Here is a 21763-nt window from a genome sequence, read left to right as displayed (position 1 = left end):
TTGACAGAAATAATTAAAAACTCAACATCACTCAATAACCAATGGCCTAAAGATAAACAAAGTTTTTTTTATTCAATAGTCAGCTATTGCTTTGTCTTTCCACTTTTCAGGTTGTTTTTTAGAGGAAGAACTTTTGGTAATTTCAATGTCCCTAAATTAGGACCACTTGTAGTGGTTGCAAATCATGGTTCTGATTTAGACCCGCCAATTCTGGGACATGCCTTAGGGCGGCCAGTCTCATTTATGGCTAAAAAAGAATTATTTGCAATTCCGCTTCTTTCTCAAATTATTCGATCTTGTGGAGCATATCCTGTCAGTCGAGGCAGTAGTGATCGTGAAGCAATTAAAACTGCTACAAACATTCTGAAGAAAGGACGAGCAATCGGTGTTTTTCTTGATGGAACAAGGCAAGAAAATGGGCGTGTAAATACCCCTATGGCAGGTGCAGCATTATTAGCTTCAAGAAGTGGAGCCTATCTTTTGCCCGTTGCTATTATTAATAGTCATCGAGCTCTGGGGAAAGGTAATAGGTGGCCACGTTTTATACCTATTCATTTAAGAATTGGAAAACCTATTCCTCCTCCAGTTAAAAGATCAAAACTTGAATTAGAGCAAACAACAAATCATTTAAAGGAAACTATTAATTCTTTAATAGATCAGGGTCTTTTACCGCATAAATGAAGTTGATGAAAATAGAAACGTTATTTTCTATTTTCATCAACTGGAGAGCAAGGGTAAATTGGTAAAACTTTTTGCCATGGACTTTCTTTCTTAATTTTATTGGCTGAATGACAGATTTTTAATAGCTCTATTGTATCCAGTTTAATATCATAATTCGCTTTTAATTCATTGTATTTATTTTCTTTATTCTGGAGAAGTTTAGGAGACTGAATCTCTATTATTTGATCGCAATAAGGTAAATCTGATTCTTTCTTAATTTGATAAAGGCCACCAATTATTCCTCTTCGCTTGAGAATGCTTGTAATCCAAAAAGGCTTAATTGAATTATCTTTCAATTCTTCTTGATGTAACCTTCTGGCCATTAATGCAAAACTGCTAATACCATCTAAATGGCATTGCATTTGTTGTGCAATTGTTCTGCAAAGTGTTATTGAGATGCGAGTTCCTGTGAAGCTCCCTGGCCCAGTAGCAACTGATAATCGTTGGATTTGATTCCAATGTTTGCGGGGTAATATTTCTTCAATACAACTAAAAATGTCATTTGAAAGCTTTCTTCCTATATCAAAGGTTGAAGTTTGAATCTCTTTAGAAGGATCTCTTAAATCAATCATTGACACTCCAAGAATTGCAGACGAACTATGAAGAGCCAAGAGGAAATTTTTTTTAGTCAATTCAGGTAGGAAGCTCCTCTCCAGGACGTAATCTCAGCCATTTCCCTTTATCTTTTGCAAAACTGCCACAACCTCTTACGTCCCATTCTGTTTCAATGTCTTTATTTGGTAAATTCCTCACAATTATATGAATACGCGGATTGTTTCCCTGAAAATCTGGATTGGAGGTTAAATGCTGTGCTCCATGTTGCCTTTCTACGGCATGGTAAGTCTTGCATCTATCTACCCATTGACAGTCTACGCAGATACACATTTCTTTGACTGGATTGGATTTTGCAATGAATGAGGATGATCTAAGTCTACTAACTCGAGTGTTAGTTGAAAGATTAAATCTATCAAGTTGGCCTTTTGATTGTAAGGAACTTCCAAGTGATTGTGCCTTAGTGGGAGGAGCTGTTCGTGATGCTTTATTGAATAAATTGAATCTTAAGCCTGATTTAGATTTTATAGTTCACTCTGATGCAATTCATCTTGTCAGGAAATTAGCTGAGAAGTTAGAGGGAAAATGTGTTGTTTTAGATGAGAAAAGAGATATTGCAAGATTGGTTTTAAATGATTGGACTATCGATGTTGCCAGACAAGTAGGAGATAATTTATTGGAAGATCTATCTAGGCGTGATTACACCATTAATGCAATAGCTCTAACCCTGGGCTCAGAACCCCAGATAGTTGATCCATTTAATGGGATCATGGACTTAAAAAATAAACTGGTTGTTGCAATTAATGAAGAAAACTTAATAGAGGATCCCTTGAGAATATTGCGAGGTTTCAGGTTAATGAGTGAGTTTAATTTATCTTTAGATTTTCTAACAGAGTCAATTTTACAAAGACATTCAAATCTTTTGCCGGAAGTTGCGCCTGAAAGGATTAAAAATGAGATTCAAAAACTTGTAAAAGGCAATTGGGCTGATTCTGTAATTCCACAGATTGATCAAATAGGTCTCTTGAGCCCTTGGCAGGATAAAAGTAAAGTTTTTATACCTGAATTTCATCCTTCTGAGCATGCGAAAAGCTTTTATTTGAGTGAAATGGCATTAGCTTTGCCTTTATATCGATTGGTTTATTTGCTAAGTGATACTGGATTGAATAGATTATGTTTCAGTAAAAAAGATATACAGACTTGTAAGATTTTACGAAAATGGCAGAATAATAATAAAGAAATAGCATTTGCAAATATTACAGAATATGATCGTTATAAATTACATATTGAGCTTGAGAAGTATTTACCAGCCTTGATTATTGATTTATCCAAAGAAGATCAAATAATTTGGTTAAAAAGATGGAGAGACCCTGATGACCCACTTTTTCATCCTTCATCTCCATTGGATGGATTTGAACTTCAAGAAATCTTAGGAGTAAACCAAGGACCTCTATTAGGTGAGATTCTTGAATGCTTATCTATAGAAAAAGCATTTGATCGTTTGCATACTCGAGAAGAAGCTGTTCAATTGGCTCATTACTTGTGGCAACAAAAGCAACCCTTTTTGTGATTAACTACACACACTTGGAATTAGGTTCCTGCCTAATGATGCTTTTTCTCTCTTATTTACCTTCTTTTCCATGAGCGTTCGCCTTTACATCGGTAACTTGCCGCAAAATTTCAAAATCAAAGAGCTTGAAGAGCTTCTTGCTTCTGTAAGTGAAGGAATTCGCTTCAAAGCAGTTTTTGATCGGGAAACAAAAGCATGCAGAGGTTTTGGTTTCGCAAGCACTAGTGATGTAAAGGTAGCTAATGAAGTGATTGAAAAATTGAATGGATATGAATTTAATGGCAGTAATTTGCGGGTAGAACGTTCAGAAAGAAAAGAATCTAATAATGGAGGTCGTAGGAATAACAATTCAGCAGGTGGAAATTCACAAGCTAATAGAAAAGAAGTTAAGAAAGTGGTTCATAGTGATGCCCCCAACAAGGAGGCCCCAGACCCCAGATGGGCAGGCGAACTTTCTAAGTTGAAGGAATTACTAGCAAATCAGAAGACCCCTGCTTAATCGATAGGCTAATAGACTTTCAAATAATTAATTTTTAGCAATATATTTTAATTTAAAACGTTCATTTCCAACTGAAATTAAATAAGAGATCGGAAGGTTAATTGCCTTGGTGATTGTATTTACATAAGCACGATTATTAAAAACATCGTAATCAAGCTTTTCTATTGAATCTAGTATTCCTCGATAGAGTCTTAATGATGTCCAAATAGGCCACCTAGCATCTACTGATAGCCAACGAATACCTTCTTCTGATTTAGCGAACCACTCTCTGGCTCTTTTGAGTTGAAAAGCCATTAAATTTTTCCATTCATCATTAATTTTCCCAGCCATTAGATCGTCTTCTGAATAACCAAAACGTTTTAGATCTTCAAGTGGTAGATAAATTCTTCCTCTAGCCCTATCTTCACCAACATCTCTCAGAATATTTGTTAGTTGATTAGCAATCCCTAAAGCAATTGCAGCTTGAGAAGTGTCAGGATGTGATTGCTCATTTTTGGAAATATAAGCTGGATCAATTCCAATTACTCCTTGCGTCATTAGACCTACAGTTCCTGCAACTCTGTAGCAATAAAGTTCTAAGTCTTTAAAAGTTTCATATCTTTTATAGCTTAAATCCATTCTTTGCCCTTCAATCATATCCAAATAAGGCTGTATTGATTGTGGGAAACATTGCAGCGTATCTGCCATTACAGCATCAAGTTCATCAGCAACTGTTCCTTCGAAAACTTTTTTAGTTTTAATTTCCCATTTGTCTAATCGTCCAGACAGTTCATCTAATGGTAAAGATTGAGCTTCAGGGCTATCCATTAGCTCATCAGTTCTTCTACACCAAACATAAATAGCCCAAATCGCTTTTCTTTTTCGAGGAGGCAAAAGCATCGTTCCTAGATAAAAGGTTTTCGCCCAGTGAGCGGTTTCCTTTCTGCAGGACTCATAAGCTTCTGTTAAGTCGAAGTGTAGGTTTGCCAAGGAGATAGTAATGAGAATTGTTTTTCTTTAGTTCAAAAAGCTTTTATCAATAATAAAAAGCTTTAGCAGAGATTAATTCTGCTGAGGCCTTCATCATTTGTCGCGGTTGGATATCGCTTCCGCACAAAGTTTTCCACTTAACACTGCTCCCTCCATTGATGCTAAATAGCGTTGCATTGTGTAATCTCCTGTCAGAAAGAAATTTTTGATAGGAGTTGCCTGACTAGGTCTTAATTTTTGGCAACCAGGTACAGATTTGTAAACCGAAAGAGGGGTCTTTACAACTTTATATTTTCTCAATATTGCTTTATCTTCTCCTTCAAAATGCATAGGGAAAAGTTTTTTTAACTCATTCATAGTTGCTTCAATAATTTCCTCATCTTTTCTGCCTATCCATTCTTTCGCAGGCGCAAAAACAAGTTCAAGCATTGATCTATTGGGATCTTCATATTCTTTACAAGTGATACTCATATCTGCATAAACACTTAGCAAAGGAGATCGGCTAAAGAGCAAGTGATCAATATCAGTAAGCTTGCGATCAAACCACAAATGAATATTTATTACTGGAACTCCTTTAAGTCCATCTAGTTTTGAGAATAAATCGATTGATTTCCATTTTTCTGGAATAAGCAGTTTAAAAATATCTACTGGCATTGCACTAACGAAGGCATCAGCTTCGATGCTTTCTAACTCTTTCCCTTTAATTCCCCCAATTTCAAAATTTGCAACAGTGCCATCTTCCTGAAGATTGATTTTTTTGAGAGGACTATTAAGAACTACTTCTCCACCAAGACTATTCACGTAATCAACGATTGGTTGGCAAAGTCTTTCAGGTGGTGCGCCATCAAGGAATGCCATTTTAGAACCATTTTTTTCTTGAAGAAATCTATTTAATGCTGTGAGTAAAACAGTTGAGGAAATTTCATCAGGCCCAATGAAATTCAATGCTTTACTCATAGCAATAAATACTTCATCATTAACTCTTTCCGGAATATTTTGTTTTTTCAACCATTCTGTCCAGGAGTAATTATCACTTTCTTCCACGTATTGCTGCCCTCTTATCATTGCTGGCAAAAGACCTAAACCAAAAGATATTTTTTCTGGCCATGAAAGCATGTCATTATTACTTAATATTGCTGCTACTCCATTAATGGGAGCTGGCAAGTCAGGGAAATCGAAACGACTATATGTACCGGGTTCTTCAGGTTGATTGAATATCATTGAATGACTTTTCCATTGAAGTCGATCTTCAATTTTTAGTTCTCGAAATAACTGCAACATATTTGGATAGGCTCCAAAAAATATGTGCAAACCCGTTTCATACCAGTCTCCTTCTTCATCTTTCCACGCTGCGACTTTTCCACCTAAAACATCTCTTGCTTCATAAACGATGGGAGTATGTCCAGCATCGGCTAAGTATTTTGCACATGACAATCCGGCTAGTCCTGCTCCCGCAATAGCAACACGCATAATTTTTAAATACCTAAATTCAACTATAAGAAGAGATCTGATTTAAAATTTAATTGATAATAAGATCTTTTATTTATCGTTCTCGTTTCCAAAAAAAAAAAAGCATGTCAGATACCCTCTTAAAAAGCACTACACGTCATGTTCGCCTATTTACAGCGAGAGTTGAGAATCATGATTTAGTCTCAGATGAGGATCATCTGACAATGGATCTTGATCCAGATAATGAATTTATATGGACAGAGACAGCCATCGATAAGATCAATTCTAAATTTCGTGAATTAGTGGAAAACCAGACTGGCAAAGAACTCAGTGATTATGCCCTGAGGAAAATTGGTTCTGAGTTGGAAGGAGCAATTAGACAATTGCTTCAAGTAGGAGAAATAAGCTATAACCCAGACTCAAGGGTCCTTAATTATTCAATGGGACTTCCTAGGACTCCTGATTTATTATGAGCCGCTATCCATATAATCGCTTACCTTCATCAGGGAAAGGTGGGGCAGGTAGAGGACGGCGAGATGGTGGATCGAGGCGATATTCATCAAGAGAATCCTATGGAGATTATTTAGATGGGCGTGATTCACGCCAGCCTTCCCAAGCTTCAACTGGTGGTGCAATTAAATTGAATACAGCGACTATTTCAATACTTGCAGGGGTTCTCGTTTTAGGAATAGGCCTAGGGACTTTAGTTAGTACTAATACAGGAGGTTCTACTGGCAATATTGCAAGCCAAAATCAACTTGATTTGGCTGTTCCAGATCCTGAAATATGTAAAAGTTATGGAGCTAGTGCTTTTGTTCAAGATATTGAGATTTTTACCACGCTTAATCCATCAACTAGTTTTGTTACGCAACCGGCTCTCCAGCCAGGATGCGTTATTAGAAGAGAAAATTGGACTGTGTTGCAACAACAGGGTGCGATTTCAAGTCAGGATGTAAGAGAATGTAAGCAGCGCATGAATACTTTTGCTTATATTGGTTCTCTTAGAGATAAACCTATTGTGAAATGCGTTTATCAAGCTGATTTTGAAGATAATAAGTTTCTTATTAAAGGAGAAGGAGATGATGCTGTTGGTGTAACTGAAGAGGCGAAACGCTTCTAATTAGATATATTTATTTTCTAGAAATTTAGAATTTTTTGAGAGGTGATTCTTCACTAGCAAAAATGGGTAGAATATTTTCTACAAATGCATTCGCGGCTCTTGAGCTGTATCGACTAGGATTAGTAATTAATTTGAGCTCTCTTTTAACTTCGAGATCAGTAACTTTTTGTTTGTGAATAGTGCCAGCAGAAAGTTCTCTTTCAATTGAAACGACAGGAAGAAATGCTGCTCCTAATCCAGATTGAACTGCATTTTTTATTGCTTCAAATGAATTGAGTTCCATTTCTATTTTTAATCTTTGAATATCTAACCCTGAATTTATAAGGAGTTTATCTACTACTTTTCTTGTAGTAGCTTGGTTATCTAAAGTAACAAAAGATAATTGGTATAAATCTTCTTTTACAAGTTGCTCAGATTGAGCTAAATCATGATCAATAGGAAGTACTAAGGCAAGCTCATCATTTGCGTATGGAGTGACATTAAGAACTTCGTTTAATTCATTAGGTAACTGACCTCCAATGATTGCTAAATCAATTTGACCATTAGCTACGCTCCAGCCAGTTCTTCTAGTGCTATGAATTTGCAATTGGACTGCTACTAGAGGATATTGATTTCTAAAAAGACCTATCATTCTTGGCATTAGGTAAGTTCCTGTTGTTTGGCTGGCTCCTACAACTAATGATCCACCTTGCAAGTTATTCAGGTCTTCAATTGCTTTACAAGTCTCTTGGCACTGAATAAGTATTTTCTCGCAATAAATTATTAGTAGTTTTCCAGCTTCTGTTAATTGAGCTTTTCTCCCTCCTCTATCAAAGATAGTAATATCTAATTGTTTTTCTAGATTTTGAATTTGCAGACTTACAGCCGGCTGAGTCACATATAGGCTATCGGCAGCTTTTTTGAAGCTTCCCTCATTAACTATTGCTTTCAAAATACGAAGTTGATCTAGCGTAAAGGGAAGTTCAGACATAATCGCCGTCTAATAGACAGCATTTAAATTAAAAACTTTACGTGTTCAATGTCTAGACAACAGAATTTAAAAATGATTTCGAAGCTCTTTTAAACATGTTCCTTGGTGACATTCATCACACAAGTTTTGTGATGTTGGGATTAATAATTGTTTTTGCAATTGTCCACAGTGGTGGGGCTGCTCTTAGAGGGAAGGCAGAAAAATTAATTGGTCCTAGAGCTTGGCGACTGATATTTGCTTTAGCCAGTATCCCCTCTGCAACTATTTTGATTGGATACTTCTTAGCTCATCGATATGACGGAATTAGATTATGGAACGTCCATGGAATAACTGGGGTTATTCCGATTGTTTGGATATTGACTGCAATCAGTTTTTTGTTCTTATATCCAGCTACTTACAATCTTCTAGAAATACCTGCAGTAATTAAACCCAAAGTCAGATTATATGGGCAAGGAATTATAAGAATAAGTAGACACCCACAAGCGATTGGGCAAATTTTGTGGTGCTTAGCTCATGTTCTGTGGATTGGCAGTAGTTTTATGGTCGTTACTTGTATTGGCTTAATAGCGCATCATCTTTTTGCTATATGGCATGGAGATAGAAGATTAAAAGCCAAATTCGGAGAGGAATTTGAGGAATTGAAGAAAAACACTTCGGTAATTCCATTCTTAGCAGTCTTGGACGGTCGTCAGACATTAGTCATTCAAGAGTTTTTAAGGCCTTCTCAGCTAGGGATATGCATCGCGATTGGCGTTATTTGGTGGTCTCATCGCTTTATTTCTTTGGGCAGTTCAACCTTTCTGAATTTATTTCAATGAACTCTATAGATGAAGTGCTTAGACTTCAGAAAAAATAAGCATCAGAATGCCATCGGCCGCAGAATTAGCTTGGCTTATTCCAGTTCTACCTTTAATCGGTGGAATAATTTCTGGGATGGGATTAATAAGCTTCAACAAAGAAATAAACAAGTTAAGAAAAATAGTTGCAACCTCTTTGATTTCATTGGTAGGTGCTTCGGCTGTAATGAGTTATTTCGTTCTTGCTGAACAAATGGCTGGAGGACCTTCTGTTGAACATTTGTTTGTTTGGGCAAGCGCTGGAGATTTTGTTTTACCAATGGGCTTTGTTATTGATCCACTTGGATCGGTAATGCTGGCTTTAGTAACGACTATTGCATTATTGGTAATGATTTATTCACATGGCTATATGGCACATGATGAGGGATATGTTCGTTTTTTTACTTATTTGTCCTTATTTAGTAGCTCAATGTTGGGGTTAATAGTTAGTCCAAACCTTCTTGAGATATATGTTTTTTGGGAATTGGTAGGAATGTGCTCATATTTGTTAGTTGGTTTTTGGTATCAACGAGAAGGAGCTGCTCATGCAGCTCAAAAAGCTTTTGTCGTAAATAGAGTTGGAGATTTTGGTCTTTTATTAGGAATACTTGGACTGTTTTGGGCTACAGGCAGTTTTGATTTTCAAGGAATAGCTACTGGTCTTTCTGATGCCATAGAAGCTGGTAGTGTTCCAGTTTGGGCAGCAGTGACAATTTGTCTTTTGGTCTTTATGGGACCGATGGCTAAGTCGGCTCAGTTTCCCCTTCATGTTTGGCTTCCAGATGCTATGGAAGGCCCTACTCCTATATCTGCTTTGATTCATGCTGCAACAATGGTCGCTGCAGGCGTATTTCTTGTTGCAAGACTTGAGCCTCTATACAGTCAATTCCCCATTATTGGACTTTTTATAGCGATTGTAGGCACTATTACATGTTTGTTAGGTGCATCGATTGCATTGACTCAAATGGATCTTAAGAAAGGCCTTGCTTACAGTACGGTTTCTCAACTTGGCTACATGATGCTTGCTATGGGATGCGGTGCGCCAATCGCTGGGATGTTCCACTTGGTAACTCATGCTTTTTTTAAAGCCATGCTTTTTTTGGGGTCAGGTTCGGTTATTCACGCTATGGAAGAGGTTGTTGGTCATGAGCCCATACTTGCTCAAGACATGCGATTAATGGGGGGGCTTAGAAAAAAAATGCCAATCACTTCTACTACCTTTTTTATAGGTTGTGTTGCTATAAGTGGAATTCCTCCTTTGGCAGGTTTTTGGAGTAAGGATGAAATTTTAGGAGAGGCTTTTAATTCATTCCCAATTCTTTGGTTTATTGGATTTATAACCGCTGGGCTTACAGCCTTTTACATGTTTAGACTTTATTTCTTAACTTTTGAGGGTTCATTTAGAGGGAATGATGAAACTCTTCAAAAACAATTACTTAATGCTGCTGGTAAAGAGGTAGAGCATGAAGATGACCTGCAACAACATCATCAAGGTGAATTGCATGAATCTCCTTGGCCTATGACCTATCCATTAATAGCTTTAGCAATACCCTCAGTATTTATTGGTTTCTTAGGTACTCCTTGGAAAAGTACATTTGCTTTTCTCTTGGATCCCATAGATGCATTAGAAATGTCTAATCATTTTAGCTGGGCTCAATTCCTACCATTAGCAGTTGCTTCAGTAGCTATATCAGTTTCAGGAATTACCCTTGCGGTTTTTGCTTATTACCTCAAAAGATTAGATCTAGAGCAACTAGTAGTCAAAAGATTCTCTATGGTTAACCGTTTTCTATCAAATAAATGGTATCTAGATGAGATTAATGAAAAGATTTTTGTTCGTGGCAGTAGAAAATTGGCACGTGAAGTTTTGGAGGTAGATGCAAAAGTAGTTGATGGAGTTGTTAATCTGACTGGTCTTTTAACTCTTGGTAGTGGAGAAGGGTTGAAATATTTTGAAACTGGCAGGGCTCAATTTTATGCGCTCATTGTTTTTGGCGGTGTAATAGCTTTAGTTGCTCTCTTTGGAGTTTTAGGGCCATCAACCTTTTAGTTCTTAAGTAATTGTGTGTCATCCCCTATCTAGATGATGTCAGAACTCAAAGGATTTCTACACTCCAACTAGTGGAACCAACTCTAATAAGTGCCCCAGTTTACTTCTAGTGCAATTTTTTTAACCAATTCTGTCTTAGACCCTGGTCTGATGACGAGTGATTTCCCTTGGCTTAGCTTTTCGATTCTTTTCCCAATAGTAGGAGCATTTATTGTTCCATTTTTTCCTGATGAGGGTGATGGGAAAAAAGTGAGATGGTTTGCATTGGCTATCTCTCTGATTACTTTTTTGATTACGGTAACTGCCTATATAAAAGGTTATGACATAAAGCAAGACGGTTTACAGCTTGCAGAAAGAGTTAGTTGGTTACCTGATCTTGGATTGACATGGGCAGTAGGAGCTGATGGCCTTTCGATGCCTTTAATTTTGCTAAGCAGCTTTATTACTGCTTTAGCTGTATTGGCAGCATGGCCAGTAACTTTTAAACCAAAATTATTCTTCTTTTTGATCCTTGCTATGGATGGGGGTCAAATAGCAGTTTTTGCTGTTCAAGATATGTTGCTTTTTTTCTTGGCATGGGAACTTGAATTGTTGCCTGTTTATTTGCTTTTAGCTATTTGGGGAGGAAAGAAACGTCAATATGCGGCTACAAAATTCATTATTTATACAGCTGGTAGTTCGTTATTTATTTTACTTGCAGCACTAGGAATGGGTTTCTTCGGAGGCGGTACTCCGAATTTTGAATATACCCATCTTGCTCAACAAGGTTTTGATACTGGGTTTCAGTTGCTTTGCTACGGGGGTTTATTGATTGCTTTTGGTGTGAAGCTTCCCATTGTTCCGCTTCATACTTGGTTACCTGATGCACATGGTGAAGCAACAGCTCCAGTTCATATGCTTTTAGCTGGTATTTTGTTGAAAATGGGAGGATATGCACTATTGAGATTTAATGCTCAGTTGTTGCCAGAGGCTCATGCGCAATTTGCACCCTTATTAATTGTTCTAGGGGTAGTCAACATTATTTACGCTGCTTTGACTTCTTTTGCTCAGAGAAATCTAAAAAGAAAAATTGCGTACAGTTCTATAAGTCATATGGGATTTGTCTTAATAGGTATTGGGAGTTTTAGTTCTTTGGGAACTAGCGGCGCAATGCTTCAGATGATTAGTCATGGATTAATTGGAGCAAGTCTTTTCTTTTTGGTTGGAGCTACATATGACCGAACCCGAACTCTTCAATTGAACGAAATGGGTGGAGTTGGTCAAAAAATGAAAATAATGTTTGCTCTTTGGACTGTTTGCTCATTGGCATCATTGGCTTTGCCTGGAATGAGTGGATTCGTTTCGGAATTAATGGTTTTTGCTGGTTTTGTTACTGACGAGGTATATACCTTGCCATTTAGAGTCGTTATGGCTGGATTTGCTGCTATTGGAGTCATACTTACCCCTATTTACTTGTTATCAATGCTTAGGGAAATTTTCTTCGGGAAGGAAAACTCTGAATTGATAACTAATAACAAGCTTGTTGATGCTGAGCCTCGAGAGATTTACATAATTAGTTCTTTGTTGGTTCCCATTATTGGAATAGGTTTGTATCCAAGAATTATGACGGACTCTTATATTGCCTCTATTGATGGTTTAGTTGAACGAGACTTAGGAGCAATAGAGCGTGTTAAAACTTCAACATCGATTCCTAGAATTCAGACTCAACCACATCCAGCATTAATAACTGCTCCAGAATTCAAGATTAAAAGAGTTCAATAGAATTTGAAATTACTTTTAAATTATTAAACTCTAATTATTCGGTGGCTTTAACTCCTTTCTCTCGATAAATTTTACCTAGCTTCTTAATTGCTTTGTATGTAAGTGGTGCCAAACCAGAACTTGATTCAGGAGCAAGATTTGCCATACGTCTTTTAAGAGATGCTGCTGAAAGAGGAGATATAGATCCTTGGGATGTTGATGTCATTCCTGTCGTAGATGGTTTTTTAGATCAATTAAGACAGCGCATAGAAATTCCTAGGAAAGTTTCTTCTCAATTGGGTATGGGGGGAGGAAGTTTTGAAGTTGATTTAGCAGAAAGTAGTGAAGCTTTTTTAGCTGCATCTGTTTTAGTTTCTTTAAAGGCAGAAGTTCTAGAAGCTGAAACATTCCCTATTGAATCTTTTGAGGAATTTGGCTGTGATGATGATGCTCAGCAGGGTTGGTTAGATCCAAGTTTCGAATTACCAAAAAGGCCAGAGAAACATTTATTAAGAAGACCTGCTGCTCTCCCACCTTTAAGAAGGCCAGTAACGTTAGGAGAGTTGATTGAGCAACTTGAATCAATCGCAGAATCAATTGAATCAGATGAATTAAATAATCGAAGGCAAAGGCGTCAGAAGAGATTCAGTGAAAGAGAAATTATTGCTCAAGTTAGCTCTCTTGCTCATAAAGAAAATTTACCTGAGACAACAGCAGCACTGGCGATTTATTTGAACACTTGGGAAGATGCTTTGCATTGGGTTGATTTTGATTTATTAGTTAATCGATGGAAAACTCATGCTTCGGGAGATTTAGATACTGATCGAGTCGGTGTATTTTGGGCTTTACTTTTTTTGAGTTCCCAAGGCAAAATTCAACTTCAGCAGGAAGGATCTCTTTTTGCTGAATTGAAATTAAAGAGAATACTCTCACCAGGGACGGTAGCTCAACTTCCATTAAATAATTTAGAAGTGACAGAAACTTCTCCGGCAGCTGCAGCTTAGAGACCTGTGAAGTGTCATTATAGTTTCACCTAACTAACTGAGGCCTACAACGCCAATGAAGGCGATGATCCTGGCGGCAGGAAAGGGAACTCGAGTTCAGCCAATCACTCATGTGATTCCTAAACCGATGATCCCGATCCTTCAGAAACCTGTGATGGAGTTTCTTTTGGAACTGCTAAAAGAGCATGGTTTTAAAGAAGTTATGGTGAATGTTTCTCATTTAGCAGAAGAGATAGAAAATTATTTTCGAGATGGACAAAGGTTTGGTGTTGAGATTGCATATAGCTTTGAAGGCCGAATAGAGGATGGTGAGCTCATTGGTGATGCTCTTGGCTCAGCAGGAGGCTTAAAAAAGATTCAAGATTTTCAAGAATTTTTTGATGATACTTTTGTTGTACTTTGTGGTGATGCTTTGATTGATCTTGATCTTTCAGAAGCCGTTAAAAGACATAAAGAAAAGGGTGCCTTGGCAAGCTTAATTACTAAGAGAGTTCCAAAAGAGCAAGTCAGCAGTTATGGAGTTGTTGTCACTGATGAGGATGATCGAGTGAAAGCTTTTCAGGAAAAGCCCTCAATCGATAAAGCTCTTGGAAATATGATTAATACAGGAATATATTTGTTTGAACCGGAGATTTTTAATCATATTCCTTCTTCTAAAGCATTTGATATTGGAGCAGATTTATTCCCCAAGCTAGTAAGTTTAGGAGCCCCTTTTTATGCATTGCCCATGGATTTTGAGTGGGTAGATATTGGGAAAGTACCTGATTATTGGCAAGCAATTCGCAGTGTTCTTTGTGGACGAGTTAGGCAGGTTGATATCCCTGGGAAAGAGGCTATTCCAGGAGTTTATACCGGCTTAAATGTTGCGGCTAATTGGGACAAGATAAAGGTAGAAGGACCAGTTTATGTAGGAGGGATGACTCGTATTGAAGATGGAGCAACTATTATTGGACCTTCTATGATTGGTCCAAGTTGTCATATTTGTGAAGGCGCAACGATAGATAACTCAATTATTTTTGATTACTCAAGAATCGGTGCAGGAGTGCAACTTGTAGAGAAGTTGGTTTTTGGAAGATATTGTGTTGATAAAAATGGCGATCATTTTGATCTTCAGGAAGCAGCGCTTGATTGGTTAATTACTGATGCGAGAAGGCAAGACTTAGGAGAACCTTCACCCCAACAAAAGGCTATGGCAGAGTTGTTAGGTACAGATCTTATGTCTGCTTCAAATTGATATTTGCTCGATTAAGAATTTCTGGAATTGAGCTTTCTGCTTTTACTGCCATTATGTGAACTCCTTGGGTCAAACTAAGAAAATCGTTTATTTGCTCTGCGGCTATTTTTTTCCCTTCAATAAATGGATCAGAAGCTTTGTCTAGTCTTGAAATTATAGATTCAGGTATAGAAGCTCCTGGGACTACTCGATTAATGAAATCAGCATTTTTTGCTGATTTTAATAAGAAAACACCTGCTAAAACTTTGATTTCTAAGGGTTCAGCGATCTCTTTGCAAAAACGTTCAAGAACCTTTGGGTTCATAACCATTTGTGTTTGAAAAAAGCAAGCCCCAGCATTTTTCTTTCGTTCTATTCTTCTTCTTAGTCCATCAAACCCTTTGCAGTTGGGATCTGCAGCAGCGCCTGCAAATAAATTTGTCGAACCGTCGGGTAATTCTTTTAGGACTGGGTCAATTCCGTTGTTAAGAGAAGCTACTTGCTCTAGCAACCTCACTGAATCATATTCATTTACTGGCTTTGCATCAGGTTGATCACCAATCCTTACTGGATCTCCTGTAAGACAGAGTAGGTTTTGAATGCCAAGTGCATTCGCGCCGAGTAAATCTGCCTGTAACCCAATACGATTTCTATCTCTGCATGACATTTGCAAAATTGGTTCGATTCCTTCATCTTTAAGCAATTTGCATAATGCCAGGCTACTCATTCTTACAATTGCCCTACTGCAATCGGTAACGTTTATTGCATGAACATATTCTTTAAGTTTTTTACCATGTTCTATTGCAGTTGAAACATCAGTACCCCTAGGAGGCATGATCTCAGCTGTGATAGTGGTTTTCCCTGATTCAAGGCGTTTTTGTAGAGGTGATTTCATCTTTCTTGTTGCATTAGAAAATTACTATCAGTGATTAAATGCTCGACTTTGCTTAATATGAATCAAAAGAGTTGAAAGAGGAGTACATGTTTACAGGAGAAATCTCCAATCCGGCTCATATGGGTCTCTCTGCTAGAGAGATGGAGATCATTGAGCTTGTCGCAGATGGACTGACAAATCAGGAAATTGCTGAAAAACTCACGATTAGTAAAAGGACTGTAGATAATCATGTCAGCAATATGTTCACTAAGACGGGCTCAAAAAATAGAGTAGCTCTTCTTAATTGGGCTATGGATCATGGGAAGATCTGCAGAGATGGTTTTAATTGTTGCTCTTTGCCTGACTCCTCTGGCGATAACGTTTAGTTCTTATGGTTGCAGGCTTGGATTCAGATAAGCACATCAATGAATATTCAACTGAAGGTAAGTTAAATAATTCTGCATAGGCAATACAGGCCTCTCTGTCTGAGCAAAGAAAACGGAGAACACCGTCAATATCATAAAGGCCATACAATGACTAGACCTCATAAATCCTGATGCGCTTGATAGCCACAAACAAGACAGGTAATTATAAAGAGAATCTAAAGGATTGAGCGTCTTTTTTCTATAGGCCATGAAGATATTGGCGATTTTGCAAGTGAGGCATTACTAAATTCCTTGGCATCGGAGATTTCTGAAGAGCACCATTGCGGAATATCTATCTTTTCTTCAATAGTATTTAGTTCAATTTCTGCTAGCACTAAGGGTGAGTTTTGTTCTTTAAAGCTATCTACTATCCAAGTGTGATCATTTAGTCTCAATTGATATCTAGTTTTTGATATTTTAAATTCTGCCAGATTCCAGATTGAATAGCCATCTTCTATTGGAACTTCATATTCAAACTCATATCTGCTAATTCTCTCTTTTGGATATTTAAGTGTTATTAATGCTTCTTTTTCGTCAATAATTCGTATTCGTATTGTCCAAGAATCCTTTTTACTTACTAAATAACCTTGTTTGAATTCTTGAGAAGAATTTATAAATTTCTTCCACTCTTCACTTCTAACAATAAAACGCCTTTCGATTTCAATATTCATTACTAATTATTCTTTAAATTATTTACTAGACTGCCAGCCCAATGCAACTTTTGAGAAAGAGTTCTGTAATAGGTAGGACTTCCTTCTAAAACGATCATACTTACATTATGTTTGCTTTTTTCAATTGTACATTTATCTCCAGGTCTTGTAATAGCTCCAGTTTCTCCATCTTTCCACATTTTTACTTTTTCATTTGCGTCTCCTAGAGTCTTTATAATTATTTTTGATGAAGCAGGTATTACAATAGGACGACTAGATAGGCTCATTGGGCATATTGCACTAACGACAATTGCATCTATTTCAGGATTAACAATTGGTCCCCCTGTAGCGAGAGTATATGCTGTCGAACCTGTAGGAGTAGAGATAATTAATCCGTCACCTTTGTATTCATCTACTATTTCCCCATCTATTTCTAGACCTATTCTGCATGTCGGTGAAAATTCATCTTTATATGACCTAAGATAAAAATCATTTAAAGCCCAATAAGAACATTTTTGTAAGTTATTAACTGATTTATAGTTCAATTCTAGATTTGCATGTAGCATCATTCTTTTTTGTAATTTAAAGCGACCATCTAAGATCTTTTGCCAGGTCTCTTTATGATTAAGTAAGGATTTTTCATGAGTTAGAAAACCCAAATTACCTCCTACATTGAAACTAATAATTGGTATATTTTTTATTGCAAGTTGTCTGGCAGCTCTAAGAACTGTTCCATCACCACCAAGAATTATTACTAAGTTAGGCAAAACCTTGGTGGAATTTAATAAATCCTTAATAGAAGAAGTTTGATTGCCAAGAATGCGATGAAGAACATTAACTCCTAAAGAATCAAGCTTTTTAAAACATCTTAAAGCTTCTTTCTCGGCTACTTCACTGTTCGAACGATATATTATCCAAACATTTTTTAATAACATCTTTTTAGAAAAATCACCACTTGAGTAAGTTAAAACTTTCCATATCAACTGTTACTCTATTTCTATATAAAGATAATAAAATTGCTAATCCAACAGCAGCTTCTGCAGCCGCAACTGTAATTACAAATACAGTGAAAACTTGGCCTTTAATAAGATCTCCATCTATATAAGATGAAAATGCCATAAGATTGATATTTACTGAGTTCAGCATTAGTTCAATACTCATCAAGACTCTTACAGCATTTCTACTGTTAATTAATCCCCACACTCCTATACAAAATAATATTGATGCAAGTGTTAAATAAGCTTGTAACGGTATTAATCCAGATGAATTTTCCATAATTAGTTAATTAGAAAATGCTTAGTTTTTCATTTGGTTGATTTTTCAACTAAAAGAGGTATTTTTACTTTTTCGATCAGACTTTGATCTACATTTTCACCTGTACCAATATCACTAATTAATACATCTCTTCTTGCTAATACTATTGCACCAATCATAGCCATTAACAATAGGACTGATGCTAATTCAAATGGTAAAAGATAGTCAGTAAATAAATGTTCTCCAATTCTTTCTGTTGCAAGTTCTCCAATTGCTTTTGGCCCAGGTGTATTCCAATTAGTAATTAGATCTACTCTAATTAATAATGTTAGTAGTCCAGAGCATACTATACCTGAAAGGATTTTTCTAACTTGTAATCCTTTAATCGGTTTAAGATCCTCTTTTTTGTTGACAAGCATTATGGCAAAAAGGATTAATACATTAACTGCACCCACATACACAAGTATTTGTGCTGCAGCAACAAAACTAGCATTTAATAAAAGGTATAAACCTGCTACAGCCATAAATACTCCTCCTAGTAAAAATGCTGAATATACAATATTGGTTAAAAAAACAACACCAATTGCACCAGATATTATAATTAAACCAAGAATTAAAAAACAAATTAACTCTGTTGAATTAGCTATATTCATTCGACTGATTTCTTGATATTTATAGGTGAGCTATTTACAGAATTTGCAACATTCTCGTCTGTATTATTAATTTGCATCCATTCCAAAACTTCAGAAGGTAATTGACCTACTCTATTGTCTTCATTTTTTATTTCGTGAGGATCCATTGAGCCTTTTGGTAGATACGTGAGTTCTCTTAATGGTTTTACAGAAGGATCAGTAGTAACACTTGTTGGAAGGCGTCCCAATGCAACATTGTCATAATTTAAGCTATGGCGATCAAAAGCAGCCATTTCATATTCTTCTGTCATTGAAAGACAATTAGTTGGACAATATTCAACACAGTTTCCACAGAAAATACATGCACCAAAGTCAATAGAATAATTACGTAGCTCCTTTTTCTTAGTTTCTTTATTCATTACCCAATCCACTACTGGAAGGTTTATTGGACATACTCTTACGCAAACTTCACATGCAATACATTTGTCGAACTCATAGTGAATCCTGCCTCTATATCTTTCTGAAGGAATAAGCTTTTCGTAAGGGTATTGGACGGTTACAGGCCGTCTTCTCATGTGATCAAAAGTTACAGCTAAACCTTGGGCTAAATAATTTGCAGCACCTACCGCATCCTTTGCATATAAAGAAACTTTTTTAAAAAAATTGAGCATTCGATCAATTGCAATTGCCGAAGAGCTTGAATTAAGCCTAATCAACTTAGAGTTTTTTTCAAGATAGTGTGAGTAAAACTACTTAATGAAAAGTCTTCAATTATAGCTTTTAGCCACCAAAAGCCATAGGGAAAGCCAGTTTCAGTGATGCAGTAACTAATAAATTTACTAAAGAAATTGGAAGAAGAAATTTCCAGCCAAGATCTAGTAATTGATCAATTCTTACTCTGGGAGTAGTCCATCTAAGTAATATGGCTAAAAAAACCAGTAAGTATGCTTTCAGAACTGTCATTACTATTCCCAATGAACCAGCGAATATTTGAATAAGTGGAGAATCTATTGGTTGACCACTTAAATTTGTTATCCACTCAATTGGGATAGGAAATCCCCATCCTCCTAGATACAGTACAGAAACCAACAACGCAGATAGGACAAGATTTATATAGCTTCCTAAGTAAAAAAGAGCAAATTTCATTCCTGCGTATTCTGTTTGATATCCAGCCACAAGTTCTTCTTCTGCTTCTGGAAGGTCAAATGGCAATCTTTCGCATTCAGCTAAAGCACAAATCCAAAAAATGACAAACCCAACTGGCTGTCTCCATACATTCCAGCTTAAAAAGCCAAGTCCATTTTGTTGTTCAACAATATCTACCGTACTGAGAGAATTACTCATCATAACTATTGCTAAAACTGCCAATGCAAGAGGTATTTCATAGCTGATTGATTGCGCTGCGGCTCTAAGTCCTCCTAGAAGTGAATATTTATTATTGGAGGCATATCCGCTCATTAGAAGACCAATTGGTTGAATACTGCTTAATGCAATCCAAAGAAAGATTCCAATACCTACATTGCTAATTACTAAATTTTGCCCAAAGGGAACTATGAGCCAAGAGAGTATGACAGGAACTAATACCAGTACCGGTCCAAGAGTGAAAAGGATGCTGTCTGCTCTAGCTGGAATAATGTCTTCTTTGACAAGCAGTTTCAATCCATCAGCCATGGGTTGAAGAATTCCTAATGCGCCTGCATACTCAGGGCCAATACGTTGCTGAGCCGCTGCGGAAATTTTTCTTTCTAGCCATACAGTTACCAGTACTCCTATTACAGCTCCTATAAGCACTAAACCCATCGGGAATGGTATCCAAAGAATATGAGCAATTTCTGGTGAAATTCCAAAAGATTTCAATGCTTCATTGAAGCTCAATTCAATATCGATTCCAGAATTAACTGAAGCCACTAAAGATGTTTTTAAACTAGTGACCATTGCAAATTACTTATTAATCTTCAATTTACTCATCTTTGTTGTTTGGTCTTTCTTCTAAGGCAGTCCATGTTCTGGTTTTCATACCGGTATATATTTGCGAAGGTCGAAAAATTCTATTAGCACCTAGTTGTTCGCGCCAATGTGCTAGCCATCCTGCGACTCTTGATATGGCAAAAACCGGAGTAAATAGATCACGAGGTATTCCAAGTTTTCTGTAAATAAGACCTGAGTAAAAGTCAACATTTGGGTATATACCTTTTGGGCCTAACCGGTCTATAGCTTCTTCTTCAAGCGATTTCGCAACCTCATACATCTCATCTTTACCAAACCTGGCAAATAATTCTTCCCCAAAATTTTGCAAAATTGAAGCTCTTGGGTCTTTGACTCTGTATTCGCGATGACCAAAACCCATGATTTTTTGCTTGTTTTTGATTGCATTGTCCAAGTATTCACCAGCTTTATGAGGTGTTCCAATTTCTTCAAGCATTGCTATTACATCTTCGTTAGCACCTCCATGGAGCGGACCTGCGAGTGTCCCTACAGCTGAGGCAACTACTGCATATGGATCTGTCAAGGTACTTGCTGTGACACGGGCGCTAAATGTGCTTGCATTGAGACTATGTTCTGCATGCAAAATGAGACATCTATCAAATACTTTCGCTGAAAGAGGATCTGGCTCTTGTTCAGTAAGCATATATAAGAAATTCGAAGAATATGGGAGATCATCTCTCGGTTGAATTGGGTCTTGACCTTTTCGAATCAATTGAAAAGCTGCAACCATAGTTGGTATTTTTGCGACAAGTCTTATTACAGCGTTATAGATATATTTGGGGTCATCAATAGCTCTACGAGAATAGAAAAGCCCAAGAGCAGCTGCACTAGATTGGAGAGCATCCATTGGATGTCCAGACTCAGGAAAGCACTTCAACATGTCTCGAACCCTGAAACTTAGTCTTCTATGCATTTGAACTTCTCGTTCAAAGTCACTTAACTCTTGCTTGCTAGGTAATTCTCCCCAAATCAGCAGGAAGGTTGTCTCTAAAAAACTACTATTGGAAGCTAATTCGGTGATTGGGTAACCTCTATATTTCAAACTGCCTTGATTTCCATCAATATCACATATTGATGATTGGGTTACTGGAACTCCTTCTAGGCCTGGTCTTAAGGGTATCCCATTTTTTTCTTGGATTTTTTCTATGGTTGTTACCTCTTTCACTGCTTTATAAAAGATACTTCGGTATCCACTTAAAATTATCTATAATTAAACTCTATTTTAGCAAGAGCATTAAGTTCAATTGCTC

General features: G+C 36.9%; 24 protein-coding genes. 11 read left to right on the top strand and 13 right to left on the bottom strand.

Features of this window, described 5'->3' with window-relative positions:
* On the top strand, nucleotides 1-681 hold the full coding sequence (locus SOI85_RS05520; protein ID WP_414477778.1) for a lysophospholipid acyltransferase family protein: 681 nt from the start codon (nucleotides 1-3) through the stop codon (nucleotides 679-681).
* Nucleotides 682-701: 20 nt separating this feature from the next.
* Here the strand turns inward: SOI85_RS05520 and tsaB are convergent, their stop codons facing one another.
* Together tsaB and SOI85_RS05510 are read right to left on the bottom strand one after the other, a co-directional pair.
* Nucleotides 702-1352 carry a tRNA (adenosine(37)-N6)-threonylcarbamoyltransferase complex dimerization subunit type 1 TsaB gene (tsaB, locus tag SOI85_RS05515; RefSeq protein ID WP_320663423.1) on the bottom strand — a complete coding sequence of 217 codons (651 nt, stop codon included), beginning with the start codon at nucleotides 1350-1352 and terminating at the stop codon, nucleotides 702-704.
* Between the two features lies 1 nt (nucleotide 1353).
* Nucleotides 1354-1605, bottom strand: coding sequence for a Ycf34 family protein (locus SOI85_RS05510; RefSeq protein WP_320663422.1), 252 nt, complete (start codon nucleotides 1603-1605; stop codon nucleotides 1354-1356).
* A gap of 25 nt (nucleotides 1606-1630) precedes the next feature.
* Here SOI85_RS05510 and SOI85_RS05505 point away from each other — a divergent pair, with 25 nt between their 5' ends.
* Nucleotides 1631-2842 carry a CCA tRNA nucleotidyltransferase gene (locus tag SOI85_RS05505; protein ID WP_320663421.1) on the top strand — a complete coding sequence of 404 codons (1212 nt, stop codon included), beginning with the start codon at nucleotides 1631-1633 and terminating at the stop codon, nucleotides 2840-2842.
* A gap of 70 nt (nucleotides 2843-2912) precedes the next feature.
* Nucleotides 2913-3341, top strand: coding sequence for an RNA-binding protein (locus SOI85_RS05500; RefSeq protein WP_320663420.1), 429 nt, complete (start codon nucleotides 2913-2915; stop codon nucleotides 3339-3341).
* Between the two features lie 27 nt (nucleotides 3342-3368).
* On the opposite strand, the gene SOI85_RS05495 is transcribed toward SOI85_RS05500, so the two are convergent.
* A complete protein-coding gene (locus SOI85_RS05495; protein WP_414477777.1) occupies nucleotides 3369-4310 on the bottom strand; it encodes a phytoene synthase in 942 nt (313 codons plus the stop codon).
* Nucleotides 4311-4403: 93 nt separating this feature from the next.
* Nucleotides 4404-5780 (bottom strand): 15-cis-phytoene desaturase, encoded by a 1377-nt coding sequence (pds, locus tag SOI85_RS05490; protein ID WP_320663419.1) that lies wholly within the window; start codon nucleotides 5778-5780, stop codon nucleotides 4404-4406.
* A gap of 104 nt (nucleotides 5781-5884) precedes the next feature.
* Here pds and SOI85_RS05485 point away from each other — a divergent pair, with 104 nt between their 5' ends.
* Together SOI85_RS05485 and SOI85_RS05480 are read left to right on the top strand one after the other, a co-directional pair.
* A complete protein-coding gene (locus SOI85_RS05485) occupies nucleotides 5885-6232 on the top strand; it encodes an NAD(P)H-quinone oxidoreductase subunit M (RefSeq protein ID WP_320663418.1) in 348 nt (115 codons plus the stop codon).
* The gene (locus tag SOI85_RS05480; RefSeq protein ID WP_320663417.1) at nucleotides 6229-6879 is read left to right on the top strand and encodes a DUF3172 domain-containing protein; all 651 of its coding nucleotides are present in this window, start codon (nucleotides 6229-6231) and stop codon (nucleotides 6877-6879) included. The genes SOI85_RS05485 and SOI85_RS05480 overlap by 4 nt, the downstream gene beginning before the upstream one ends.
* Nucleotides 6880-6904: 25 nt before the next feature.
* Here SOI85_RS05480 and SOI85_RS05475 read toward each other — a convergent pair whose 3' ends face one another.
* Nucleotides 6905-7849 (bottom strand): LysR family transcriptional regulator, encoded by a 945-nt coding sequence (locus SOI85_RS05475; RefSeq protein WP_320663416.1) that lies wholly within the window; start codon nucleotides 7847-7849, stop codon nucleotides 6905-6907.
* A gap of 95 nt (nucleotides 7850-7944) precedes the next feature.
* On the opposite strand from SOI85_RS05475, the gene SOI85_RS05470 reads away from it, so the two are divergent.
* From SOI85_RS05470 to SOI85_RS05450, 5 genes are all read left to right on the top strand, one after another.
* The gene (locus tag SOI85_RS05470) at nucleotides 7945-8667 is read left to right on the top strand and encodes an NnrU family protein (protein WP_320663415.1); all 723 of its coding nucleotides are present in this window, start codon (nucleotides 7945-7947) and stop codon (nucleotides 8665-8667) included.
* Between the two features lie 46 nt (nucleotides 8668-8713).
* Nucleotides 8714-10735: an NAD(P)H-quinone oxidoreductase subunit 5 gene (locus SOI85_RS05465; RefSeq protein WP_320663414.1), complete on the top strand. Its 2022-nt coding sequence runs from the start codon at nucleotides 8714-8716 to the stop codon at nucleotides 10733-10735.
* A gap of 150 nt (nucleotides 10736-10885) precedes the next feature.
* A complete protein-coding gene (locus tag SOI85_RS05460; RefSeq protein WP_320665127.1) occupies nucleotides 10886-12496 on the top strand; it encodes an NAD(P)H-quinone oxidoreductase subunit 4 in 1611 nt (536 codons plus the stop codon).
* Nucleotides 12497-12588: 92 nt separating this feature from the next.
* Nucleotides 12589-13479, top strand: coding sequence for a segregation/condensation protein A (locus SOI85_RS05455; RefSeq protein WP_320663413.1), 891 nt, complete (start codon nucleotides 12589-12591; stop codon nucleotides 13477-13479).
* A gap of 55 nt (nucleotides 13480-13534) precedes the next feature.
* Complete coding sequence (locus SOI85_RS05450; protein ID WP_320663412.1) at nucleotides 13535-14713, top strand: NDP-sugar synthase; 1179 nt, start codon at nucleotides 13535-13537, stop codon at nucleotides 14711-14713.
* Here the strand turns inward: SOI85_RS05450 and SOI85_RS05445 are convergent.
* A complete protein-coding gene (locus SOI85_RS05445) occupies nucleotides 14694-15587 on the bottom strand; it encodes a methylenetetrahydrofolate reductase (RefSeq protein WP_320663411.1) in 894 nt (297 codons plus the stop codon). The two genes, SOI85_RS05450 and SOI85_RS05445, sit on opposite strands and share 20 nt — an antisense overlap.
* An 86-nt stretch (nucleotides 15588-15673) precedes the next feature.
* Here SOI85_RS05445 and SOI85_RS05440 point away from each other — a divergent pair, with 86 nt between their 5' ends.
* Nucleotides 15674-15952, top strand: coding sequence for a response regulator transcription factor (locus SOI85_RS05440; RefSeq protein WP_320663410.1), 279 nt, complete (start codon nucleotides 15674-15676; stop codon nucleotides 15950-15952).
* Between the two features lie 215 nt (nucleotides 15953-16167).
* On the opposite strand, the gene SOI85_RS05435 is transcribed toward SOI85_RS05440, so the two are convergent.
* From SOI85_RS05435 to SOI85_RS05405, 7 genes are all read right to left on the bottom strand, one after another.
* A complete protein-coding gene (locus SOI85_RS05435) occupies nucleotides 16168-16662 on the bottom strand; it encodes a CYTH domain-containing protein (protein ID WP_320663409.1) in 495 nt (164 codons plus the stop codon).
* Between the two features lie 2 nt (nucleotides 16663-16664).
* Nucleotides 16665-17576, bottom strand: coding sequence for an NAD(+) kinase (locus SOI85_RS05430; protein ID WP_320663408.1), 912 nt, complete (start codon nucleotides 17574-17576; stop codon nucleotides 16665-16667).
* 13 nt (nucleotides 17577-17589) lie between these two features.
* A complete protein-coding gene (gene nuoK / locus SOI85_RS05425; protein ID WP_320663407.1) occupies nucleotides 17590-17916 on the bottom strand; it encodes an NADH-quinone oxidoreductase subunit NuoK in 327 nt (108 codons plus the stop codon).
* A 29-nt stretch (nucleotides 17917-17945) separates the two neighbouring features.
* Nucleotides 17946-18548 carry an NADH-quinone oxidoreductase subunit J gene (locus SOI85_RS05420; protein WP_320663406.1) on the bottom strand — a complete coding sequence of 201 codons (603 nt, stop codon included), beginning with the start codon at nucleotides 18546-18548 and terminating at the stop codon, nucleotides 17946-17948.
* Complete coding sequence (gene ndhI, locus SOI85_RS05415) at nucleotides 18545-19198, bottom strand: NAD(P)H-quinone oxidoreductase subunit I (RefSeq protein WP_320663405.1); 654 nt, start codon at nucleotides 19196-19198, stop codon at nucleotides 18545-18547. The genes SOI85_RS05420 and ndhI overlap by 4 nt, the downstream gene beginning before the upstream one ends.
* Nucleotides 19199-19307: 109 nt before the next feature.
* Nucleotides 19308-20462 carry an NADH-quinone oxidoreductase subunit NuoH gene (nuoH, locus tag SOI85_RS05410; protein WP_320663404.1) on the bottom strand — a complete coding sequence of 385 codons (1155 nt, stop codon included), beginning with the start codon at nucleotides 20460-20462 and terminating at the stop codon, nucleotides 19308-19310.
* A gap of 25 nt (nucleotides 20463-20487) precedes the next feature.
* A complete protein-coding gene (locus tag SOI85_RS05405) occupies nucleotides 20488-21633 on the bottom strand; it encodes a citrate synthase (RefSeq protein WP_320665126.1) in 1146 nt (381 codons plus the stop codon).
* Nucleotides 21634-21763: the final 130 nt, after the last annotated feature.

This window comes from Prochlorococcus sp. MIT 1223, assembly GCF_034092465.1.
Classification (GTDB): Bacteria; Cyanobacteriota; Cyanobacteriia; order PCC-6307; family Cyanobiaceae; genus AG-402-N21.
This window is presented reverse-complemented; position numbering and strand designations above follow the sequence as displayed.